This window comes from Ruegeria sp. L11 (assembly GCF_056531755.1).
This window is the reverse complement of sequence record NZ_JBQFMI010000002.1, coordinates 580,018-599,836: the sequence shown is the minus strand read 5'-3', so window position 1 is coordinate 599,836 and position 19,819 is coordinate 580,018. Positions and strand designations below refer to the sequence as shown.

The window sequence follows — 19,819 nt, the reverse complement described above, 5'->3', positions numbered from 1 at the left end:
ATGACAGGCAAAAAAGACATCAACCCATTTCTGAAACAGGTGCTGGAGCTTGGCCCGCCGCTGGCCTTCTTCTTCATCTACCTGCGCTTGCGTGATGACAGCTTTCTGATCGGTGGTACCGAATATTCCGGCTTTATCATCGCCACGATTATCTTCGTCCCCCTGATGCTGGGGGCAATGGGTATCCTGTGGTACCTCACCGGCCAACTCAGCCGGATGCAGATTTTCACGGCCTTCATGGTCATTTTCTTTGGCGGCCTGACCGCATGGTTCAATGACGAGCGGTTTTTCAAGATGAAAACCACGCTTGTCTATGGCCTGTTCGCCCTGATCCTTGGCATCGGCTTGCTGCAAAAGAAATCTTATCTGGCCTACGTATTGGATGAAATGCTGCCGATGAAGCACGAGGGCTGGATGATTCTGACGCGCCGCCTATGCGCCTGTTTCGCTGTTCTGGCCGCCGCAAACGAGTTTGTCTGGCGCACCATGTCGACCGACCTTTGGGTCAAGATCGAAACCTTCGGATTTCCCATCGCGCTGATGGCCTTCCTGATGCTGCAATTCAGCATCTTGCAACGCTACATGGACGACCCGGAACAGAAATAACTGCCCTGACGTCGCCATACCTGCAAAAACAAACAAAATTCTTGGCTTAGCCGCCGAGCTATGGGAAGTTGTATCACCACCCACACTCACACCTTGCCCAAGATCGGTGTATACATGACGGCCTTTCCCACCAGCGGCTTCCTTTCCGAAGCCTCCGACGGGCTTAGAGAGATGCTTTCGGCGCAAGCGACCGACATCTCGCTGGCTCAAGGAGAAACCCTTTTCGAACAAGGCGATGAAGGGGATTCGCTCTATGCCATTCTGGAAGGCACGCTTGAAGTGTCCTTTCTGGCGATGAGCGGCCGGAAACTGACATTGACGCTGATGCGCCCAGGTGAAGTTTTTGGCGAGATCGCTCTGTTTGACAACGGCCCGCGTACGGCGACTATTGCCGCGGCCGAGCCATCGCGCGTCCTGCGTGTGCGTCGCAATGACGTCATGAACCAGATCAGAAAACAGCCTGACCTTGCCGTGGATCTGATCCGGTTGGCCGGGCTGCGGATGCGATGGATGGGGTTGCAGCTGAACGAGCAGGTCTTTTTGCCCATGCCCATTCGACTGGCCCGAAAGCTGCTGCATCTGTCGGAATTGCAGGACGACCCAACGCAGCGCATCACCCTGTCGCAGAGCGAGCTTGCCGAATTTGTCGGGGCTACGCGCGAGGCCGTTTCCAAGACAATCTCGATCTGGAAACGCGACAATATTGTCGAATCCTCGCGCGGCGGATTGCTGATTCAGGATTTCGACGCATTGCGGGAACTGGCCGATTCCGAACTTATCTGAACCAGTGTGATCTGGTTCACATACGAGAGGGTTCGTGTTGACCTAAGGTGAAGTTGTTACCGTAGGAGGTCAGAGAATCATCCCCGATATCTGTCCACTGATCTCTCCCTGTATCTGAGCCATACGCAATTACTGCGTATGGCTCATTTTCTTTCTGCATGCCTCTTCAGGTGTTCAGGCAATGAAAAAGGCCGGGCGCTTGTCCCGGCCTTTTCAAATCACTCTTCCAGGCTTAGCGCCACAAATCGCGGCTCGCCCCCCCTGCGGACCAAAAGCAGCAGGGATTTCCGCCCAGCCTCTCGCGATTGGTCCATTCGGGCTTCCAGGTCCGCGATGGTTTCCACCTTTTGCTGACCCGCTTCCGTAATCAGGTCACCCGCGCGCAACCCTTTCGCGTAAGCCTCAGACGCTTCGTCAACACTCGAAATCACCAGACCTTGGGCATCTGCATCCAATCCCATATCCGCACGCAGCGTATCTGTGAGCGGGGAGATGGTCAGCCCGAGAATATCGGCGTTTTCTTCGACCGGAGCATCCTGCGTTTCTTCTTCGTCATCTTCTTTGCTTTCTGCGTCTTCGCGGCGTCCCAGCGTGACCAGAATTGTCTGCGTGCCGCCATCGCGATGCACAATGACCCGGACAGCTTTGCCGACTTCTGTTTCGCCAACCTGACGGACCAGACCACGGGTGTCTTCGACCTCGACACCGTCAAAGCTGATGATCACGTCGCCTGCTTTCAGACCGGCCTCCTGGGCGGGGCCTTCCGGAACATCGCTGATCAGCGCGCCACCGGGCTTTTCCAGCCCCATGGCCTCGGCCATGTCCTCGGTCACGTCCTGAATGCGGACACCCAGCCAGCCGCGCCGGGTTTCACCAAACTCGCGCAGCTGATCGACAACCTTCACTACCACGTTCGACGCCATCGAAAAGCCGATGCCGATCGAGCCACCGTTGGGCGACAGGATCGCGGTGTTCACGCCGATCACTTCGCCGTCCATGTTGAACAACGGACCACCCGAGTTGCCCCGGTTGATCGCCGCATCTGTCTGGATGTAATCGTCATAAGATCCGCTGAGCGCCCGGTTGCGGGCCGATACGATACCAGCGGACACAGAAAAGCCCTGGCCCAGCGGGTTGCCCATGGCAATAACCCAGTCACCCACACGCGCCACGTCGCTGTCGCCAAATTGCACGTATTTCAAGGGGCCGGATGCCTCGACCTTGAGCAGTGCAATGTCGGTTTTCTCATCGGTTCCGATGACCTTGGCCACCAGTTCTTTTTTGGGCTGCCCGTCGCCGGGGAAGAACTCCACAAGGATTTCATCAGCTTCCGCAATGACGTGATTGTTGGTGACAATGTAGCCATCTTCAGAGATCACAAAACCCGACCCAAGGGCGTTGCTGCGTCGGGGCGGGCCGTTGTCATTGCCGCCGTTGCGATCCTGAAACTCGCGAAAGAAATCCTCGAACGGAGACCCCTCGGGCACGATGCCCTGCGGACCTGTCTGACCTTCGATCAGGGTGCTTGTGGTGATGTTCACCACGGCCGGGCTGATCTTTTCCGCCAAGGGCGCAAGGCTTTCGCTTCTGGCCTGAGCGGAAACCGACTGCGCCAGCACAAGCAGTGTACCAGCAAAGGCCAGCCACATTAGCCGCATCCAAACACTCACGTCGTCCCATCGGACGGATAAACTGCGCGCTTTTGCCTGCACTTGAGCTCTCCTTGTCGACAATCTTGCCAAGGCCTGTATCGGCCTTTCTTAGTTTCCAATGTAGTCAGTTTAACCCGGTGAGCAACTCGGGATCGCAGCGAAATCACCCGCACGTGAAACCGCCCCGTCAAAAGCCCAGTTGATATGCCCCCCAGAGCAGGATCAAACCACTGACAACACAAAGCAACCCGGCCAGACGCCGGGCCTGTACGGGCATGGCGCGCAGCGCCTCCAGCATCCGTTCGATAAGCGAAGGGGCCAGCGCATAGGCCAGCCCCTCGACAATCAGTACCAGCCCGAAGGCCAGAAGGATCATGCCCATCATTCGGACGGCGCCGCCACCGGTGCCCGCCGACCTGATGGCGAACTGAGGTAGTTGAAGAAGTCCGAATCCGGGCTTAGCACCAACGAGCTGTTTCCGCCCTGAAGCGCATTTTCATAGGCTGACAGAGAGCGGTAGAACTCAAAGAACTCGGGGTCTGCTCCGTAGGCATCCGCAAAGATCGCGTTGCGTTCGGCGTCGGCCTCACCGCGAACAATTTCAGATTCGCGACGGGCATCCGACACCAGTTCCACCACTGTACGATCGGCTTGCGCGCGGATACGCTGTGCAGCTTCCTCACCACGGGCCACTTCATCTGCCGCTTCACGCTCGCGTTCGGCACGCATACGCGCAAAGGTGGCTTCGAGGTTGGCTTGCGGCAGGTCAGTGCGTTTGAGCCGGACGTCGATCACCTCGAGCCCCAGATCACGCGCTTCGGTAATGGCCCCATTGCGGATGCGCAGCATTAGCGCCGCCCGGTCCGAGCTGAGGATATCGTTCGAGCTGACGGAACCCAAAACTTCGCGCGTTTTCGCCCGCAAAATGGAATCCAGCCGCTGTTCTGCGGTATCGATACCGCCCGCACCCACCGCTTCGCGGAACTGGCGCACATCGGTAATCCTATAACGTGCAAATGCGTCAACCACCAGACGGCGGTCATCCAGAGGTGTCACCTCCAGTGGTCCGACCTCGCGGCTCAGAATACGGTCGTCATAGCGGACGACTTCTTGAATGACCGGAATCTTGAACGCAAGACCCGGATCTTCCTTGACATCAATGACGCGACCGAATTGCAGAACCAGTGCTTTTTCACGTTCATCGACGATGAAGATCGAGGACAGCGCAGCCACCACAAGAACAAAAATGATGGGCAGAACAAAAGTTGATTTACGCATCTTTTAGTTCCCCTCGCCCGAGTTGCGGCGCAATTCGTTCAGCGGCAGATACGGGACCACGCCCTGCCCCTGCCCACCGGCATTCTCATCCAGAATGATCTTGTTTACGTCGCCAAGGACCTGCTCCATCCGCTCAAGATACAGACGCTTGCGCGTCACGTCCGGCGCTTTGGCGTATTCGGCCAAAACCGCGCTGAAGCGGCTGGCCTCACCCTGCGCCTCGTTCACGACCTGGGCGCGATAGGCTTCGGCTTCTTCCAGAACCTGCGCCGCTTCACCACGGGCACCGGCGAGAACCCGGTTGGCATAGGCATCAGCCTGCTTTTCAAGCCGGTCACGTTCCTGACCCGCTGACTGTACCTCACGGAATGCGTCCTTGACCGGTTCTGGCGGGTCGGCACCATCAAAGTTCACACGAACAATATTGATGCCTGAACTATAGCTGTCGAGCGTGGATTGGATCAGTTCCTCAAGCCGTTCCGCGATAACCGCACGGTCGCGGTTCAGGATCGGCGCAAGCGAAGATTGCGCGATAATTTCGCGCATCGCGGATTCCGAAACCGCCTGAATCGTTTGTCTGGGATCGCGCAGGTTGAAGAGGAAATCTGCCGGATTGGAGATGTTCCAGACCACCTGAAAATCGATATCGACGATGTTTTCATCACCCGTCAGCATCAGACCCGCATCGCTTCCACGACCACCCGAGCCGATGGTTTCCGTCTGTTCGACCTTCACCGGAATAACTTCGGCCGTCACAACCGGCCATGGGGCAAAGTTGAGACCTTCTGTACCGATCCCCGAGAAGCGGCCAAACAGCAGTTCAACTGATTGCTCTTCGGGTTTGACCGTATAGGCGCTGGCCACGCCCCACATCACCAGAGCGGCGACGCCACCCAGCAGCAGGGTGCCCTTGGTAAAGGCCGGACCGCCACCGCCCTGATCACCGCTACCGCCACGGCCACCGCCGCCACGGCCGCCCATGAGGACGCGCAGCTGCTCCTGGCCTTTTTTCATCAGTTCATCGATCTCGGGAATATGCGGGCCATCGCTTTCGGGAGGCTTGCGCCCGTTCCCGTTGTTACCCTGATTTCCTCCGCCACCGGATGAGCCTCCGCCCCCCCAGGGGCCGCCGCTGTTGCCCGCCATATGTATCTTTTCCTTCGTTTTGGACCGTGTGATCACGGGTTCCCTTGTAACCTGTGTGCGCGCGCTTGCAAATCAAGCCGTGCGCACAGGTTGCCGCATTGTCACCAGTTCTTCGGCCATGACCGGGTGAACTGCAACCGTGCGGTCAAAATCTTCCTTGGTCGCGCCCATCTTTACGGCGATTCCCGCCAGCTGGATCATCTCGCCGGCACCGGGGGCGACAATATGGCAACCCAGCACCTTGCGCGTGGCCTGAGAGACGATGAGTTTCATCAGTACCCGCTGCGTGCCGCCAGCAAAGGATTTCTGCATCGGCTTGAAAGATGTGGCATAAACCTCAATCGGTTCCTGTTCTGCTGCCTCTTCTTCGCTGAGGCCGACAGTTCCCATCTCAGGCTGAGTGAAGATCGCGGTCGGAATCAAGTCGTGATCCACCGGTGTCGGATTGCCCTTGAACACGGTTTCCACAAAGGCCATCCCCTCGCGGATCGCAACCGGTGTCAGGTTCACCCGGTCCGTCACATCGCCAATGGCAAAGATCGAAGGCACAGCGGTCTGGCTGTATTCATCCACGATGATCTCGCCCTTACGGCCGCGTTCAACGCCCAAAGCCTCCAGCCCAAGGTTATCGGCATTCGGCGCACGGCCCGTGGCATACATTACCACATCAAAACTCTGCTCGGAGCCGTTGGTGGCCTTGACCCAGATCTTGTCGCCCTGCTTTTTCATCTCGAGCACATTGGTGCCCAGATGCAGGTCGATGCCGTTCTGACACATTTCTTCGCTGATCAGTCCACGCGCCTCGTCATCAAACCCCCGAAGGATCTGTGCGCCGCGATAGAACTGAGTCGTCCTGACCCCCAGCCCGTTCATGATCCCGGCAAATTCACAGGCGATATAACCGCCCCCTACGATCAGGATGCTTTCAGGCAGCTTGTCCAGGTGGAATATCTCGTTCGACGTAATCGCCAGTTCCGAGCCCGGGAAATCCGGAACAACCGGGCGACCGCCGGTGGCGACCAGAATGTGTTTGGCCGTTTTGCGGGTTCCGTCGGCCAGCTCGACCGTGTGGGCATCCACAAGGCGCGCACGCTGGTCAAAGCTTTCGACGCCGTTGTTCTTCAGGATATTGCGATATATCCCTTCCAACCGATCAAGCTCGGCCACCAGCTTGCCGTGGAAAGTGTTCCAGTTGAACGCGCCGGGCTGAATGTCCCAGCCATAGGCCTGCGCATCCCCGACCATGCCCGAGTATTCGCTGGCAAAGACCATCAGCTTCTTTGGCACGCAGCCCCGGATCACACAGGTGCCGCCATACCGGTCTTCTTCGGCCAGCGCGACCTTGGCACCGGTTTCGCCCGCCGCAACACGCGCCGCGCGGACCCCGCCCGAACCTCCGCCGATGACAAAAAGATCATAGTCAAAGCTCATGCCGGGTTCCTTCATTCAACTTGCAAAATTCTCTGGATATCTGGGCGTAAAAAACCCTGTGCCAACCCCCGGCGCGGAAAATTCGAACTTTCATAGCCACTTGCCGAAGGGACCTGCACGATACTCAGTCCGAAAAATCGGAAAACAGGTTATCGCGCGACCCGCTGAGCAGCTGATCCAGTTCGACCGTGCCCGCGTTGATATCACGCAGCTCGACCCGGCCATCGCCATGGCCGATCACGACCTTGTCGCAGATGTCGATGAACAGGCCATTTTCCACAACACCGGGCACCTGGTTCAGGATCAGCGCCATCTGGCGCGGGTTGCCGATGCGCTTGAGGTGCAGGTCAAGGATGTGGTTGCCCTCATCGGTCACAAACGGCGCCTCGCCATTCATGCGCAGCGCCGAGGATGTCCCAAGCACATCCATCGTATCCAGGGCTTCCTCGATCAATGTGCGCGTTGTCTGCCAGCCAAAGGGAATGACCTCGACAGGCAGCGGAAAGGCCCCCAGAGTTTCAACTTCTTTGCCTGCATCGGCGATGACGATCATCTGGTCGCTGGCCGTGGCCACAATCTTTTCCTGCAGATGCGCACCGCCACCGCCCTTGATCAGGTTCAGGTCCTGATCGAACTCATCCGCGCCATCGATGGTCATGTCCAGCCAACCGGCCTGATCCAGTGAAATGACGTCGATACCAACCTCGCGGGCAAGCTGCGCCGTGCGGGTCGAGGTCGGAACACCCTTGATCCGCAGGCCGTCTTCGCGCACCCGTTCACCCAGACGGCGCACCAGCCAGGCGGCTGTCGATCCTGTTCCAAGACCGACACGCATCCCGTCTTCAACCATGTCGGCGGCACGGTACGCGGCAACATATTTCGCGGTGTCGATTGGCGACAGATCTCTGGTCATGGCAGCTTTCCCAGTTTATTCTGACGGAGTTATAGGGAATGCGTCAGGCGACTGCGACCCCATTTTGCGATCCGACAGGTGTTAAGATGTCTCAGGACTACGCGTTTCCTGTCGGAAAAGTCGCAATCATGTCTTACACCCACATCTTTGCGCTGTAAGTTGCGCGCATGTTGACCCGGTACCGCCTGCATTACGCCCCTGACAACGCCTCGCTGGTGATCCGGCTGGCACTGAACGAGATGGGCGTAGCTTATGAAACCGTGGTGGTGGACCGCCGCCAGAACGAGCAGGACAGCGACGCGTACCGGTCGCTTAATCCCAACGGGCTGATCCCGGTACTGGAAACGCCGCAGGGCCCGATCTTTGAAACCGCGGCGATCCTGCTTTGGCTGACAGAGCGCCATGGTCAACTGGCCCCGGCGGCGGATGATCCTGAACGCGCCGGATTTCTGAAATGGCTGTTCTTCGCGTCCAACACGTTGCATGCGGATCTGCGCATCCTGTTCTACGCTGAAAAATACATAGACGCCTCACAGGCCGACACGCTGCGCGCGGGCATCCGACCCCGGTTGCAGCAGCACCTGCGGCTGCTGGATGCGCTGGCGCAACGCGGACCTGAGTGGTTTCGCGCAGGTGTCCCATCGGTTCTGACCTATTATGTCGCCTGCATGATGCGCTGGATGGCCCTGTACCCAGTAAGTGCTGACCGCAGCTGGTATCAACAGGCCGACACGCCGCATCTGCTGAAAATGCTTCTGCACCTTGAGACACGCCCTGCCACCCGTTCGGCAATCGCTGCGGAAGGTTTGGGCGTTACACCCTTCACATCCCCTACTTACGCTAATCCCCCGGAAGGCTCGGCTATCTGATATGTTCCTATCTGTCTTCGATATGTTCAAAGTGGGCATTGGCCCGTCTTCATCGCACACAATGGGCCCGATGGTGGCCGCGGCGCGCTTTCTGGACATGATGCGCGCGTCCCCCTTTGAATTTACCGGTCTGAAAGGATCGCTGCACGGCTCGCTTGCCTTCACCGGCGTCGGCCACGCGACCGATCGGGCGACCATTCTGGGTCTGGCGGGCTTTGTTCCCGACACCTATGACAACGAAAAGGCCGAGGCCGCGCTGGCCGATATCGCCCGCACGCACACCGTAACGCCCGAAGGCCTGCCGACGCTTCAGTTCGATCCCAAGGCGGATCTGATCTTTGACTACGACAACAATTTGCCCGGGCACGCCAACGGGATGATCCTGATGGCCACCGACGCACAGGGCGATGTGATCCTGCGGCAGGTGTATTATTCGATCGGCGGCGGTTTTGTCCTGACCGAGGAAGAACTGGCCGAGGGGAAAGATACCGATGAAGGCGACCCGGTCCCGTTCCCATTCAAATCCGCCGCAGAAATGCTTGAGATGGCCAAATCCAGTGGCAAGACCATAGCCGGGATGAAGCGCGCAAACGAGATCGCGCGGGGCTGCGCCGACAGTTTCGCGAAAGGATCGGCCCGTTTGTGGGACGTCATGAATGCCTGTATCGAACGTGGCTTGACCACTGACGGCATCCTTCCCGGCGGTTTGAAAGTGCGCCGCCGCGCGAAAGGCATCTATGATGCGCTGATGGCCGAGCGCGGCATGAACCTGACCGCGCCGCACACGATCAACGACTGGATGAGCGTCTATGCCATGGCGGTCAACGAGGAAAACGCGGCGGGCGGGCAGGTTGTCACCGCGCCCACCAACGGGGCCGCAGGTGTTCTGCCCGCTGTTCTGCGCTATTACCTGGATCACGTACCGGGCGCGTCCGAAAGCCATATCGAAGATTTCCTGCTGACCGCAGCGGCCATTGGCGGGTTGGTGAAATACAACGCCTCGATCTCGGGTGCCGAAGCGGGATGTCAGGCCGAAGTTGGCAGCGCGGCTGCCATGGCGGCAGCCGGGCTTTGCGCCGTGATGGGGGGAACCCCCGAGCAAGTGGAAAATGCCGCTGAGATCGCGCTGGAGCATCATCTGGGCATGACCTGCGACCCTGTTGCCGGACTGGTTCAGGTTCCTTGTATCGAACGAAACGGGTTAGGCGCTATCAAAGCAGTTTCAGCCGCCTCACTGGCCTTGCGCGGGGACGGTCAGCATTTCGTGCCGCTGGACGCGGTGATTGAGACGATGCGCCAAACCGGCCATGACATGCATGAGAAATACAAGGAAACCTCGCTGGGTGGTCTGGCTGTGAACGTACCGAACTGTTGAAACAGAAAGCGAGGGGCGACATGCGTGGGCATTGTCTGTGCGGCAAGATCCGGTTCGAGGTCGACCCTCCGGTACTTTCATGCGTCACCTGCCATTGCGACAGTTGCCGCCGCCAATGCGCAGCGCCGATGACAACGTATTTCGGAGTTCGCGATGGTCATTGGCGGTGGATCGGTGAAGAGCCCAAGCGCTTTAACTCCTCTCCCGGTATCGAGCGCAGCTTCTGCCCGCACTGCGGCACGCCGATGTCCTTCCGGTCAACCGCCATGTCGGATGTGGTGCACCTATATGTCGCGACGCTGGGCGCTCCTGAAGCGCTGGAACCAACGTTGCATGTCGCGCATGAAGAAAAGCTGAAATGGCTGAAATTGGAGGATGGTCTGCCCACCTGCAACGGGCCGGATTACACCAAGGTTCAGCCCCTGCCCGACCGCTGACAACAGCGCTTCCCTCTGCGTCGCGAAACAGATAGCGTCGCGCTCATGACCCAGGACAGACCCGTCTTTGGCATCTTTTTGATGCTTGGTTTTTGCGTGCTCGCACCCTTGGGGGATGCGATGGCGAAGCTGTTGGGTGAAACCACACCGCTGGGTCTGCTGGTCATGGTCCGTTTCGCGGTGCAAGCGGTGATCCTGATCCCGCTGGTTGCGGTGACGGGGCGACCCTGGCGGATGCGCGGACGGATCCTGCGGCTGACCCTGCTACGGACGCTGCTGCATATCATCGGCATTTCGGCCATGTTCAGTGCGCTGCAATTCCTGCCATTGGCGGATGCCGTTGCAATTGCCTTCGTCATGCCATTCATCATGCTGCTGCTGGGCAAATATGTTCTGGAGGAAGAGGTCGGTTCCCGCCGTCTTGCTGCCTGCATCGTCGGGTTCATTGGCACGTTACTGGTCATTCAACCCAGCTTTGCCGAGGTGGGTGCACCTGCGTTGCTGCCACTGATCGTTGCCGTGGTTTTTGCCTTGTTCATGCTGGTCACCCGGCAAGTCGCGAAAGAGACCGATCCGGTGTCGTTGCAAGCCGTGTCCGGCGTATTTGCGACGATCCTTCTGGCTCCGCTCCTTCTGATTGGCACGCAAATGAACATTCAAGAGCTCTCGATGACCCTGCCATCCAGCGATTTGAACTGGCTGCTGATTGCGATCGGGGTGTTGGGTACGGTCGCGCATCTGCTGATGACGTGGTCGCTGCGCTATGCGCCCTCTGCCACACTGGCCCCGATGCAGTATCTGGAAATCCCGGTTGCAACCCTGATCGGATGGGTGATTTTCAGCGACCTGCCCGATGGATTGGCTGCGGTTGGCATCGTCATAACCATTGCCGCAGGCCTGTATGTCATTCTGCGCGAGCGGGCCAGCGCCCGGTCTGCCCCGACAGAAACACCTGCATAAGCGGATCAAGTGCTGTGCGCGGGATCATCACCAGCAGGCCCGGCCCATCCATCTTCAGCTCGACAGGCGCCAGTGCACGGTTGGATGTTCCCACCTGCCCGTCCGGCTGAAAGGCCAGATTATCAATCGGCCATTCCAGCCCGGTACTGCACCCCGTCACCGGCTGCATCGGAAACAGCGAGACCACATCGCCGGGCGCAACCGGCAGCTTGATCTCTGGCGGCGCATGAAAAACCAGTTCACGTTCGCCCAGCAATATGCAGGCCTGATCCTGCCGCCGGACCAGAACGTTCAGAACGGCCAGTTGATGATCAAGTCGCCCGCCAAGAAACCCAGCCCCCAGAACCAGCGGAGCGTGCAGATTGCGCAGGGCCTTGTCGAAATCGGTGCTGTCCTGTTCGCGGATGGCAAACAGGCGATCCGTGGGAATTTTAGCTTGCGTCGCTTTGCTCAGCGAATCGAAGTCACCAATCACCGCATCGGGAATCCGGCCTGATTCTGTCAAAATGTCCGCTCCGCCATCGGCGGCAACGACCGAATTGACGCGATTCAGCACCAGATTCAGGTCTCCAGATCCGATAAATCCCCCTCCGAACAGCCCGATTGGATCGATAGAGCGTACAATTGGCTCGATTTTCCTAAGATTGGCCATTTTTCCCGGATTTGGACACATTAAGACCACAAAATGATAGGTTCATGCATAAAGTTCAGAGCCTTCGTGTGCTCCCGATTCCGGGTAAGTGGGCTCTCGTAGTTTGTAAAGGACGTGCGTCTGATGGTACAGAATAACAAGGTATTAACCGTTTCATATGGAACCTTCTCCTGCACTTTGGAAGGATTTGATGATTCCTTTGAAACGATGAAAGCCATCGCCGAGTATTTCCGCGATCTCGCAGCGGATGATCGTTACTTCGGCTCGGAACCCCCGCAACCTGATGCCGAAATGCTGACCCGCATCGCCCGGCGCGATGCGTCGCAGCGCGTCGAAGCCCGTCAGAACGAATCCGGCCTGTTGCTGCGCGCCACTCAGACAACCGAAACCCCTGTCGCTGCTGAAGAGCCGGCCCCGCACACGGCCACGATCAATGTTGCCGAAACTCCCGCTCACGTTCAGCCACAACCGGCCCCTGCGCAGACCGGGTTCGCCGAAGCGGAACCTGTCGCGGACACCCCACCCCCGGCCGCTGACAGCATCGCGGCGAAACTGCAACGCATTCGCGCAGTCGTCTCTCATTCCGATGTGCCCGCGGCCGAGTATTCCGAAGACGAAGACTCACCGCTGTTGGCCAATACCGCCCCCCCGGTAGATGCAGTGGCCGCCGCGTTTGAGGCCGGTGCGCTCAGCGCGGAAGACTTTGCCGAGCCCACAGAGCCTGAAGCCCAGGAAACCGAAGTGCCTGCGGCACCTGCGATTGACGAGATGCAGGATCAGGAAGCTGAAGAACCGCAAGCGGCTGAGACAGCTGATGCGCTGATCCCCGAAGTTGCTGAAACTCAGATCGAAGAAGACGTTGACCTGCAGGCGCCCCTGACCCCCCAGCCCTTGCAAATCGACGAGATCGAAGACACACCGGTGGCGGATCAGACCGCCGCCGAGCCTCTGTTCGCTGATCTTGCAGACGTTGCCGAAGACGATTTCGACGAAGAGGATGCCCCCAACATCCTCAACGTAGAAGACGTAGCAATTGAATCCGACGATGAACCGGTCGAGGAAGACCTGGCGCAGGGTGTTTTGACGGCAGACGACGAAATGCACCTGCTGACCGAAATTTCCGAGATCGAACAGCACCTGTCCGGTCGTTCGAGCCAAAAACTGGCGGACGATGCGGATCCCGATCAGGATATGTCGCGCCTGATGGCAAAGACCGGCGAGCATATGGATGACCCCAGCAGCAGCGATGCGCGCGAAACCTATTCGCACTTGCGCACCGCCGTCGCAGCCACCGAAGCCGACCGCGACGGTCAGGCACGCTCGGAAGAGGCGGCCGACCGGGAATATCGCGGCGATCTGGCATCCGTGGTCAGCCCACGGCGACCCGAAATCAAGGTAACCAGCATGCGTCCGGCACCGGAAGCTCCAGCGCCGCTCAAGCTGGTGGCCGAGCAGCGGGTGGATGAACACGGAACATCCGCAAGCCCGGTCTCGCCACGTCGTGTCACCGCAGACCAGGAAGCAACCGGATCGGAGGAAGGCGGTTTCGCACAGTTTGCACAGGAACAGGGTGCGCAATCGCTGCCTGATCTTCTGGAAGCGGCTGCCGCATATCTGTCCTTCATCGAAGGTCAGGAGCAGTTTTCGCGCCCGCAGCTGATGAACAAGGTGCGTTCACTGAAACAGGACGAGTTCAATCGCGAAGAAAGCCTGCGTTCTTTTGGACAGTTGCTGCGCGATGGCAAGATCGAGAAAGCCGGAGGCGGGCGTTTCGCGGCGTCCAACCTGATCGGTTTTCGCCCCGATGACGAGCGTGCCGTTGGCTGATCACACTGGAAGGTTCACAAGCGAGGCCGGGTTTACCCCCGGCCTTTTTGCTTTTTGCCGTTGGACCATACTCCTGCCCTGAATGACAAAGCCCGAGCGTTTCGACTGATACCAGACAGCCGACAAAATACCTCCGAGGACCGCGCGTAATCCTGCGCAGTGCTCAGCAGGCCCGGTCATTTACACGTACCTGACGAGCGCTAGGACTGATCGGGGTCTTCTTTACCGACGCCGCGAAACACAAACTTGAACGGCAGGGCCCAAAGGATGCCCAGCACGATATAAACCAGCAACTCAATCCAGATCGGAGGACGCCCCAGCAAGTTCACGATCGTCACAACAGCGATGATGTACAGCGGAAGGCCAAGCACAAGGATCACCAGCGACCAGCGCCGGCGTGCCTTGTAACTCAACCCTGTCTTCTGTTTTTCGCTCATCAGTCGGCAAAGGGGTCTGTCACCAGAATGGTGTCATCCCGCTCCGGGCTGGTGGACAAAAGTGCCACCGGGCATTCGATCAGTTCTTCGACCCGACGTACATATTTGATCGCATTTGCAGGTAAATCGGCCCAGCTGCGCGCGCCTTCGGTCGATTCGCTCCACCCCGGCATTTCTTCATAAATCGGGGTACAGCGGGCTTGCTGATCAGCTGCGGTTGGAAGGTAATCCAAACGCTCGCCATCCAGCTCATACCCGGTGCAGATCTTAAGGGTCTCAAACCCGTCCAGAACATCCAGCTTGGTCAGCGAGATACCGTTCACGCCGCTGGTGGCGCAGGTCTGGCGCACCAGACAGGCGTCGAACCAGCCGCAGCGGCGCTTGCGGCCTGTTGTCGTCCCGAATTCGTGCCCGCGTTCACCCAGACGCTGACCGTCTGCGTCTTCCAACTCGGTCGGGAACGGCCCTTCTCCAACACGGGTGGTATAGGCCTTAACAATGCCAAGCACGAAATTGATCGAGCCTGGGCCGATACCAACACCGGTTGCCGCCTGCCCCGCAATCACGTTTGACGACGTCACAAAGGGATAGGTGCCGAAATCGATATCCAGCAGCGCGCCCTGCGCTCCTTCAAACAGGATGCGTTTCCCGGCTTTGCGCTTTTCGTTCAGCACTTTCCAGACAGGTGCCGCAAACGGCAGAATTTGTTGCGCGATCTCTTTGAGCTGAGCAATCAGCGCGTCGCGGTCAACCGGCTCGATACCCAGACCCTTGCGCAACGGATCGTGGTGTTGCAATGCTCGGTCCACGCGGGCCTCCAGCGTGGCTTCGTCCGCCAGATCGGCAACGCGAACGGAACGCCGCCCAACCTTGTCTTCATAGGCCGGGCCAATTCCGCGACCGGTTGTTCCGATCTTGGTGCCTTTGCTCGCAGCTTCCTCGCGCGCACGATCCAACTCGCCGTGAATCGGCAGAATCAGCGGCGTGTTTTCGGCAATCATCAGCGTGTCGGGAGTGATTTCAACACCCTGCGCCCGGATGGTTGCGATCTCATTGACCAGATGCCAGGGGTCCAGAACCACACCATTGCCGATAACGCTCAGCTTGCCGCCGCGTACCACACCCGAAGGAAGCGCGTGCAGCTTATAGACCTCGCCGTCGATCACCAGCGTGTGACCGGCATTGTGACCGCCCTGAAAACGCGCGATTACGTCCGCCCTTTCGCTGAGCCAGTCGACAATCTTGCCTTTTCCTTCGTCGCCCCATTGGGCGCCGACAACAACCACGTTGGCCATATCCGGTCCTTTTCGTGCTGAGTGATCAAACCCGGCTCATATAGCGGGGCAAAAACCGCAGGGAAACCGATATTTCGCCGCAGAGGAAAATCGCGCGGGCGCGCGATGCCTCCGGCGGGGATATTTGTAGCCAGATGAAGAGCGGATCCCTTGCTTCATCTGGCTGTAAATATCCCGGGGGAGGCGCCCGGAACGGGCGGCGGGGGCAGAGCCCCCTACCCTGTCATCGTAAGTGGACAGGTTGCCCGTGCGGAGTGGTCAGGTAAGCCTCTTCCCAGGCCTGATGCACATCCTGCACATCTTTCGGCATGGCAGCGCCCTGTTCGGCCAGCAATGTCTCAAGCGTTTCCAGCCATGCGTGGAAGTAATCGTCACCGCCATCCAGTTCCCGGGCAAGTCCATTGCGTTTCAGTATCGCTGAAAAGCGCGCCGCCCAATCCGACCATTCGAACCGCCCGGCCTCGTTCAGCGCGACGGTGACGGCAAAAACCTGAGCGTGCCAGGGCTCAGCAAAAACCGGCTCGGGGGCTCCGTATGAGATACAATCATTCATACCAGTTCCAAGTAGCTTTGCCAGAGGTCCAGAACCACCTGGTCGGCGGGATGTTCGGGGGCGGCCCAGAGCTCTGATGCCGCAAAGGCCACTGCATAAATCGGCTCTGGCGCTTCACCCAACCCATGCGCATTGGAATCGGGCAGAACATGGGTTCCGTGCAGGCGCAGGATTCGGCCCCTGGCACCGGATGCATAAACAGGCAGGCGCGTGTGCCCCCCATCCACGAGGCGATTTGCTGCCGGTCGGACCGTGACAACCTCTTGCCCCACAGAAAACAGCGCCGCAACATTGGAAGGCCTGTCCGCGGGCCCGCCTTTGGCCAGCGCTGCGGACACCGCTTCCGCCTTGAGCGCTCTGTCTGCCAAGGGGTGCGGTTTGTCGCCACGTACGCCACGCAGATCTTCCAATGTCAGAACACTCTTTTCGACAAGCAGATCGGCCAGACCGGATATCCATTTCTCATAATACGAAAACCGGGTGTAGTCCTTCGGGGACAGGCGTTCGCGCGCGTGGCGTGAAACGTCGATGTTCCACTGCCCCAGAAACCCAGATGCAAGTGTGACCGCAAGAGCGCGGGCGTGCCAGTCTTCGGCAAAGACCGGCGCATCCTCTGCCTCTGGACGTATCGGACCATCACCGAAACGGCCTCCCATATCGTGAACGCGGGTCATGCGGGCACCCTCGGAAGGCCCGTGCCGATCATGCTGTCGCGCGTCACAAGCGCGGTTAGTTCATCTTCGTTCATCCCGTCTGTGCCTTCAGGGCGCATGGGCAAGACAAGGTAGCGAATTTCGGCCGTCGAATCCCAAACCCGTACAGAGGTGTCTTGGGGCAAGGTGACGCCGAACTCGGCCAGCACCTTGCGCGGTTCTCGCACCGCGCGGGCTCGGTAGGCGTCGGACTTGTACCATCCGGGCGGGATACCCAGCAGTGGCCAAGGGTAACAGCTGCACAGGGTGCAGACGACCATGTTGTGCCGATCCGGTGTGTTCTCGACAACCACCATATGTTCGCCCTGGCGGCCATAGTAGCCAAGGTCGGCTACGACCGGAGTGGCGTCTTCAAGCAGGGCGGCTTTGAAGGCAGGGTCGCTCCAGGCTTTGGCAACGACGCGCGCACCGTTTTGCGGCCCGATCCTGTTCTGATAGGTGTCGATGATCTCATCCAGAGCCGCCGGATCGATCAGCCCTTTGCGAGTCAGAATCGTCTCAAGCGCTTTGACGCGCAATGCGGGTTCGGGTGGCAACAGGGCATGCGGGTGGTCGTGATCGTCATGTGGCATGGCCGCAGCCTGCGTCACAACTCAACGCACTGTCCAGTCCCTTTGACGTGATGGGATACATCAAGGAAGTTGATGCCAACTCCTGACTTGCCCCCGCTGGCAAACTTGCATAAGTACCACGCGATACACGCCACGCTGTACAGGACCACCATGGAAAACGTCGTTCTCATCATCCATCTTCTTCTGGCTCTGGGCCTGATCGCCGTTGTCCTGATGCAGCGGTCTGAAGGCGGTGGCCTTGGCATGGGCGGTGGCGGTGGTGCGATGACCGGTCGCGCGGCAGCGACGGCTTTGGGCAAGCTGACCTGGATACTTGCAGCGTGTTTCATCGTCACCTCGATCACGCTGACCATTCTTGCGGCTCAGAAATCTTCGGGCAGCTCGGTAATCGACCGTCTGGGCGTTCCGGCACCGGCTTCGACCGAGGAAAGCGCACCGGCTATTCCGTCGGTTGATGATCTTCTGCCGCCGGCACAGGACGACAACGCGCCGCTGATCCCGCAGGCGGATTGATCCACAAAACCTAGAAACCTGAGAGAGGACTGCAACAGCATCTTGCGGTTCTCTTGCGCTTTTGGCGCGAATCCTTTATACGTGAAGTCCCGTGATGCAGCGGTTTTTCGGAGCCGCCGGGCAGCTGATTTTGACGTCTCACGGGAGCAGCCGAAAAACTATGGCACGTTTTATTTTCATCACCGGTGGTGTGGTTTCGTCCTTGGGCAAAGGGCTGGCTTCGGCAGCTTTGGGCGCTTTGTTGCAGGCCCGCGGTTATTCGGTGCGTCTGCGCAAGCTGGACCCCTATCTGAACGTCGATCCCGGCACGATGTCGCCCTTTGAGCATGGCGAAGTATTTGTCACTGATGATGGCGCCGAGACCGATCTGGACCTTGGCCATTACGAACGGTTCACCGGTGTCGCGGCACGCAAGACCGACTCGGTCAGCTCGGGCCGGATTTATTCCAATGTTCTGGAGAAAGAGCGCCGCGGCGATTACCTCGGCAAGACCATTCAGGTGATCCCGCACGTCACCAACGAGATCAAGGATTTCATCGCCATCGGCGAGGATGAGGTTGATTTCATGCTGTGTGAGATTGGCGGTACTGTGGGTGACATCGAAGGCCTGCCCTTCTTTGAAGCCATCCGACAGTTCAGTCAGGACAAACCACGCGGCCAGTGTATCTTTATGCATTTGACGTTGCTGCCCTACATCAAAGCGTCGGGTGAGTTGAAGACCAAGCCGACCCAGCACTCGGTGAAAGAACTGCGCTCGATCGGTCTGGCACCCGATATTCTGGTCTGCCGGTCTGAAGGGCCGATCCCGACCAAGGAACGGGAAAAGCTGGCCCTGTTCTGCAACGTGCGTCCAGACAGCGTGATCGCGGCACAGGACCTGTCCACCATTTACGACGCGCCGCTGGCCTATCACCGCGAGGGGCTGGATCAGGCCGTTCTGGATGCCTTCCAGATCAGCCCCGCCCCCAAGCCCGATCTGGCCAAATGGGAAGATGTCAGCGACCGCATCCACAACGCCGAAGGCGAAGTGAAAGTGGCAATTGTCGGCAAATACACGCAACTTGAAGACGCCTATAAGTCGATTGCCGAGGCGCTGACCCATGGCGGTATGGCCAACCGCGTGAAGGTCAAGATCGAGTGGGTGGATGCCGAGGTTTTCGATACCGAAGACGCAGCCCCGCATCTGGAAGGCTTCCACGCCATCCTTGTCCCCGGTGGTTTTGGCGAGCGTGGCACCGAAGGCAAGATCAAGGCGGCGCAATATGCGCGCGAGCACAAGGTTCCCTATCTGGGCATTTGTCTTGGCATGCAGATGGCGGTGATCGAGGCCGCACGAAACGCTGCGGGCATCACCGAAGCCGGGTCCGAGGAATTCGACCATGAGGCCGGGAAGAAACGGTTTGAACCGGTGGTCTATCACCTCAAGGAGTGGGTACAGGGCAACCACAAGGTCGAGCGCAAGGTCGGCGATGACAAGGGCGGCACAATGCGCCTTGGCGCTTACAACGCAGTATTGGCGGACGGATCCAAAGTGGCCGAGGTCTATGGCGGCACGCAGATCGAGGAACGTCACCGCCACCGCTATGAGGTGGACATCAAGTATCGCGACAAACTTGAAAAAGCGGGCCTGAAGTTTTCGGGCATGTCGCCGGACGGACGTCTGCCCGAAATCGTGGAATGGGCGGATCACCCGTGGTTCATCGGCGTTCAGTACCATCCGGAACTGAAGTCCAAGCCGTTTGACCCGCATCCGCTGTTTCGCGAATTTGTGCGGGCCGCGAAAGACACCTCGCGCCTGGTTTGATCC

At 58.9% G+C, this 19,819-nt stretch carries 21 protein-coding genes; 9 read left to right on the top strand and 12 right to left on the bottom strand.

Annotated elements, in window-relative coordinates:
• On the top strand, positions 1 to 606 hold the full coding sequence (locus tag ACR0CE_RS07910) for an inner membrane-spanning protein YciB (protein WP_267363984.1): 606 nt from the start codon (positions 1 to 3) through the stop codon (positions 604 to 606).
• A 114-nt stretch (positions 607 to 720) separates the two neighbouring features.
• Positions 721 to 1,389: a Crp/Fnr family transcriptional regulator gene (locus ACR0CE_RS07905; protein ID WP_480481510.1), complete on the top strand. Its 669-nt coding sequence runs from the start codon at positions 721 to 723 to the stop codon at positions 1,387 to 1,389.
• A gap of 218 nt (positions 1,390 to 1,607) precedes the next feature.
• Here ACR0CE_RS07905 and ACR0CE_RS07900 read toward each other — a convergent pair whose 3' ends face one another.
• From ACR0CE_RS07900 to rpiA, 6 genes are all read right to left on the bottom strand, one after another.
• Entirely contained in the window at positions 1,608 to 3,101 is a 1,494-nt protein-coding gene (locus ACR0CE_RS07900; RefSeq protein WP_480831756.1) for a DegQ family serine endoprotease, read from the bottom strand.
• A 127-nt stretch (positions 3,102 to 3,228) separates the two neighbouring features.
• A complete protein-coding gene (locus ACR0CE_RS07895) occupies positions 3,229 to 3,423 on the bottom strand; it encodes a DUF2065 domain-containing protein (RefSeq protein ID WP_480476484.1) in 195 nt (64 codons plus the stop codon).
• A complete protein-coding gene (gene hflC, locus ACR0CE_RS07890; protein WP_267363981.1) occupies positions 3,423 to 4,319 on the bottom strand; it encodes a protease modulator HflC in 897 nt (298 codons plus the stop codon). The genes ACR0CE_RS07895 and hflC overlap by 1 nt, the downstream gene beginning before the upstream one ends.
• A 3-nt stretch (positions 4,320 to 4,322) precedes the next feature.
• The gene (hflK, locus tag ACR0CE_RS07885; protein ID WP_480831754.1) at positions 4,323 to 5,465 is read right to left on the bottom strand and encodes an FtsH protease activity modulator HflK; all 1,143 of its coding nucleotides are present in this window, start codon (positions 5,463 to 5,465) and stop codon (positions 4,323 to 4,325) included.
• Positions 5,466 to 5,537: 72 nt separating this feature from the next.
• Complete coding sequence (gene gor / locus ACR0CE_RS07880; RefSeq protein ID WP_480773611.1) at positions 5,538 to 6,896, bottom strand: glutathione-disulfide reductase; 1,359 nt, start codon at positions 6,894 to 6,896, stop codon at positions 5,538 to 5,540.
• A 124-nt stretch (positions 6,897 to 7,020) separates the two neighbouring features.
• The gene (rpiA, locus tag ACR0CE_RS07875) at positions 7,021 to 7,809 is read right to left on the bottom strand and encodes a ribose-5-phosphate isomerase RpiA (RefSeq protein WP_209504279.1); all 789 of its coding nucleotides are present in this window, start codon (positions 7,807 to 7,809) and stop codon (positions 7,021 to 7,023) included.
• 167 nt (positions 7,810 to 7,976) lie between these two features.
• Between rpiA and ACR0CE_RS07870 the strand changes: the two genes are divergently transcribed.
• From ACR0CE_RS07870 to ACR0CE_RS07855, 4 genes are read left to right on the top strand one after another with little or no spacing between them, the layout of a single operon-like run.
• Positions 7,977 to 8,678, top strand: a complete 702-nt coding sequence (locus ACR0CE_RS07870) for a glutathione S-transferase family protein (protein WP_480831752.1) — start codon at positions 7,977 to 7,979, stop codon at positions 8,676 to 8,678.
• Position 8,679: 1 nt separating this feature from the next.
• Positions 8,680 to 10,053 carry an L-serine ammonia-lyase gene (locus tag ACR0CE_RS07865; RefSeq protein WP_480831750.1) on the top strand — a complete coding sequence of 458 codons (1,374 nt, stop codon included), beginning with the start codon at positions 8,680 to 8,682 and terminating at the stop codon, positions 10,051 to 10,053.
• A 20-nt stretch (positions 10,054 to 10,073) separates the two neighbouring features.
• Positions 10,074 to 10,490 carry a GFA family protein gene (locus ACR0CE_RS07860; RefSeq protein WP_480831748.1) on the top strand — a complete coding sequence of 139 codons (417 nt, stop codon included), beginning with the start codon at positions 10,074 to 10,076 and terminating at the stop codon, positions 10,488 to 10,490.
• A gap of 45 nt (positions 10,491 to 10,535) precedes the next feature.
• Complete coding sequence (locus ACR0CE_RS07855; protein WP_480831746.1) at positions 10,536 to 11,450, top strand: DMT family transporter; 915 nt, start codon at positions 10,536 to 10,538, stop codon at positions 11,448 to 11,450.
• On the opposite strand, the gene ACR0CE_RS07850 is transcribed toward ACR0CE_RS07855, so the two are convergent.
• Positions 11,395 to 12,102 carry a thiamine diphosphokinase gene (locus ACR0CE_RS07850; RefSeq protein ID WP_480831744.1) on the bottom strand — a complete coding sequence of 236 codons (708 nt, stop codon included), beginning with the start codon at positions 12,100 to 12,102 and terminating at the stop codon, positions 11,395 to 11,397. The two genes, ACR0CE_RS07855 and ACR0CE_RS07850, sit on opposite strands and share 56 nt — an antisense overlap.
• A 207-nt stretch (positions 12,103 to 12,309) precedes the next feature.
• On the opposite strand from ACR0CE_RS07850, the gene ACR0CE_RS07845 reads away from it, so the two are divergent.
• Complete coding sequence (locus tag ACR0CE_RS07845; protein ID WP_480492681.1) at positions 12,310 to 13,929, top strand: RNA polymerase sigma factor; 1,620 nt, start codon at positions 12,310 to 12,312, stop codon at positions 13,927 to 13,929.
• Between the two features lie 200 nt (positions 13,930 to 14,129).
• Here the strand turns inward: ACR0CE_RS07845 and ACR0CE_RS07840 are convergent, their stop codons facing one another.
• The 5 genes from ACR0CE_RS07840 to nthA all read right to left on the bottom strand — a co-directional run bounded on the left by ACR0CE_RS07840 (position 14,130) and on the right by nthA (position 17,499).
• Positions 14,130 to 14,366: a DUF2842 domain-containing protein gene (locus tag ACR0CE_RS07840; RefSeq protein ID WP_480481534.1), complete on the bottom strand. Its 237-nt coding sequence runs from the start codon at positions 14,364 to 14,366 to the stop codon at positions 14,130 to 14,132.
• A complete protein-coding gene (locus tag ACR0CE_RS07835; RefSeq protein ID WP_209504287.1) occupies positions 14,366 to 15,661 on the bottom strand; it encodes an adenylosuccinate synthase in 1,296 nt (431 codons plus the stop codon). Before ACR0CE_RS07835 ends, ACR0CE_RS07840 begins: the two co-directional genes overlap by 1 nt.
• A gap of 223 nt (positions 15,662 to 15,884) precedes the next feature.
• Entirely contained in the window at positions 15,885 to 16,214 is a 330-nt protein-coding gene (locus ACR0CE_RS07830) for a nitrile hydratase accessory protein (protein ID WP_480505660.1), read from the bottom strand.
• Complete coding sequence (gene nthB / locus ACR0CE_RS07825; RefSeq protein ID WP_480831742.1) at positions 16,211 to 16,888, bottom strand: nitrile hydratase subunit beta; 678 nt, start codon at positions 16,886 to 16,888, stop codon at positions 16,211 to 16,213. The genes ACR0CE_RS07830 and nthB overlap by 4 nt, the downstream gene beginning before the upstream one ends.
• Positions 16,885 to 17,499 (bottom strand): nitrile hydratase subunit alpha, encoded by a 615-nt coding sequence (gene nthA / locus ACR0CE_RS07820; protein WP_209504290.1) that lies wholly within the window; start codon positions 17,497 to 17,499, stop codon positions 16,885 to 16,887. The genes nthB and nthA overlap by 4 nt, the downstream gene beginning before the upstream one ends.
• A gap of 150 nt (positions 17,500 to 17,649) precedes the next feature.
• Between nthA and secG the strand changes: the two genes are divergently transcribed.
• A complete protein-coding gene (gene secG, locus ACR0CE_RS07815) occupies positions 17,650 to 18,012 on the top strand; it encodes a preprotein translocase subunit SecG (protein WP_209504291.1) in 363 nt (120 codons plus the stop codon).
• A 160-nt stretch (positions 18,013 to 18,172) separates the two neighbouring features.
• Positions 18,173 to 19,816, top strand: coding sequence for a CTP synthase (locus ACR0CE_RS07810; protein WP_209504292.1), 1,644 nt, complete (start codon positions 18,173 to 18,175; stop codon positions 19,814 to 19,816).
• Positions 19,817 to 19,819: the final 3 nt, after the last annotated feature.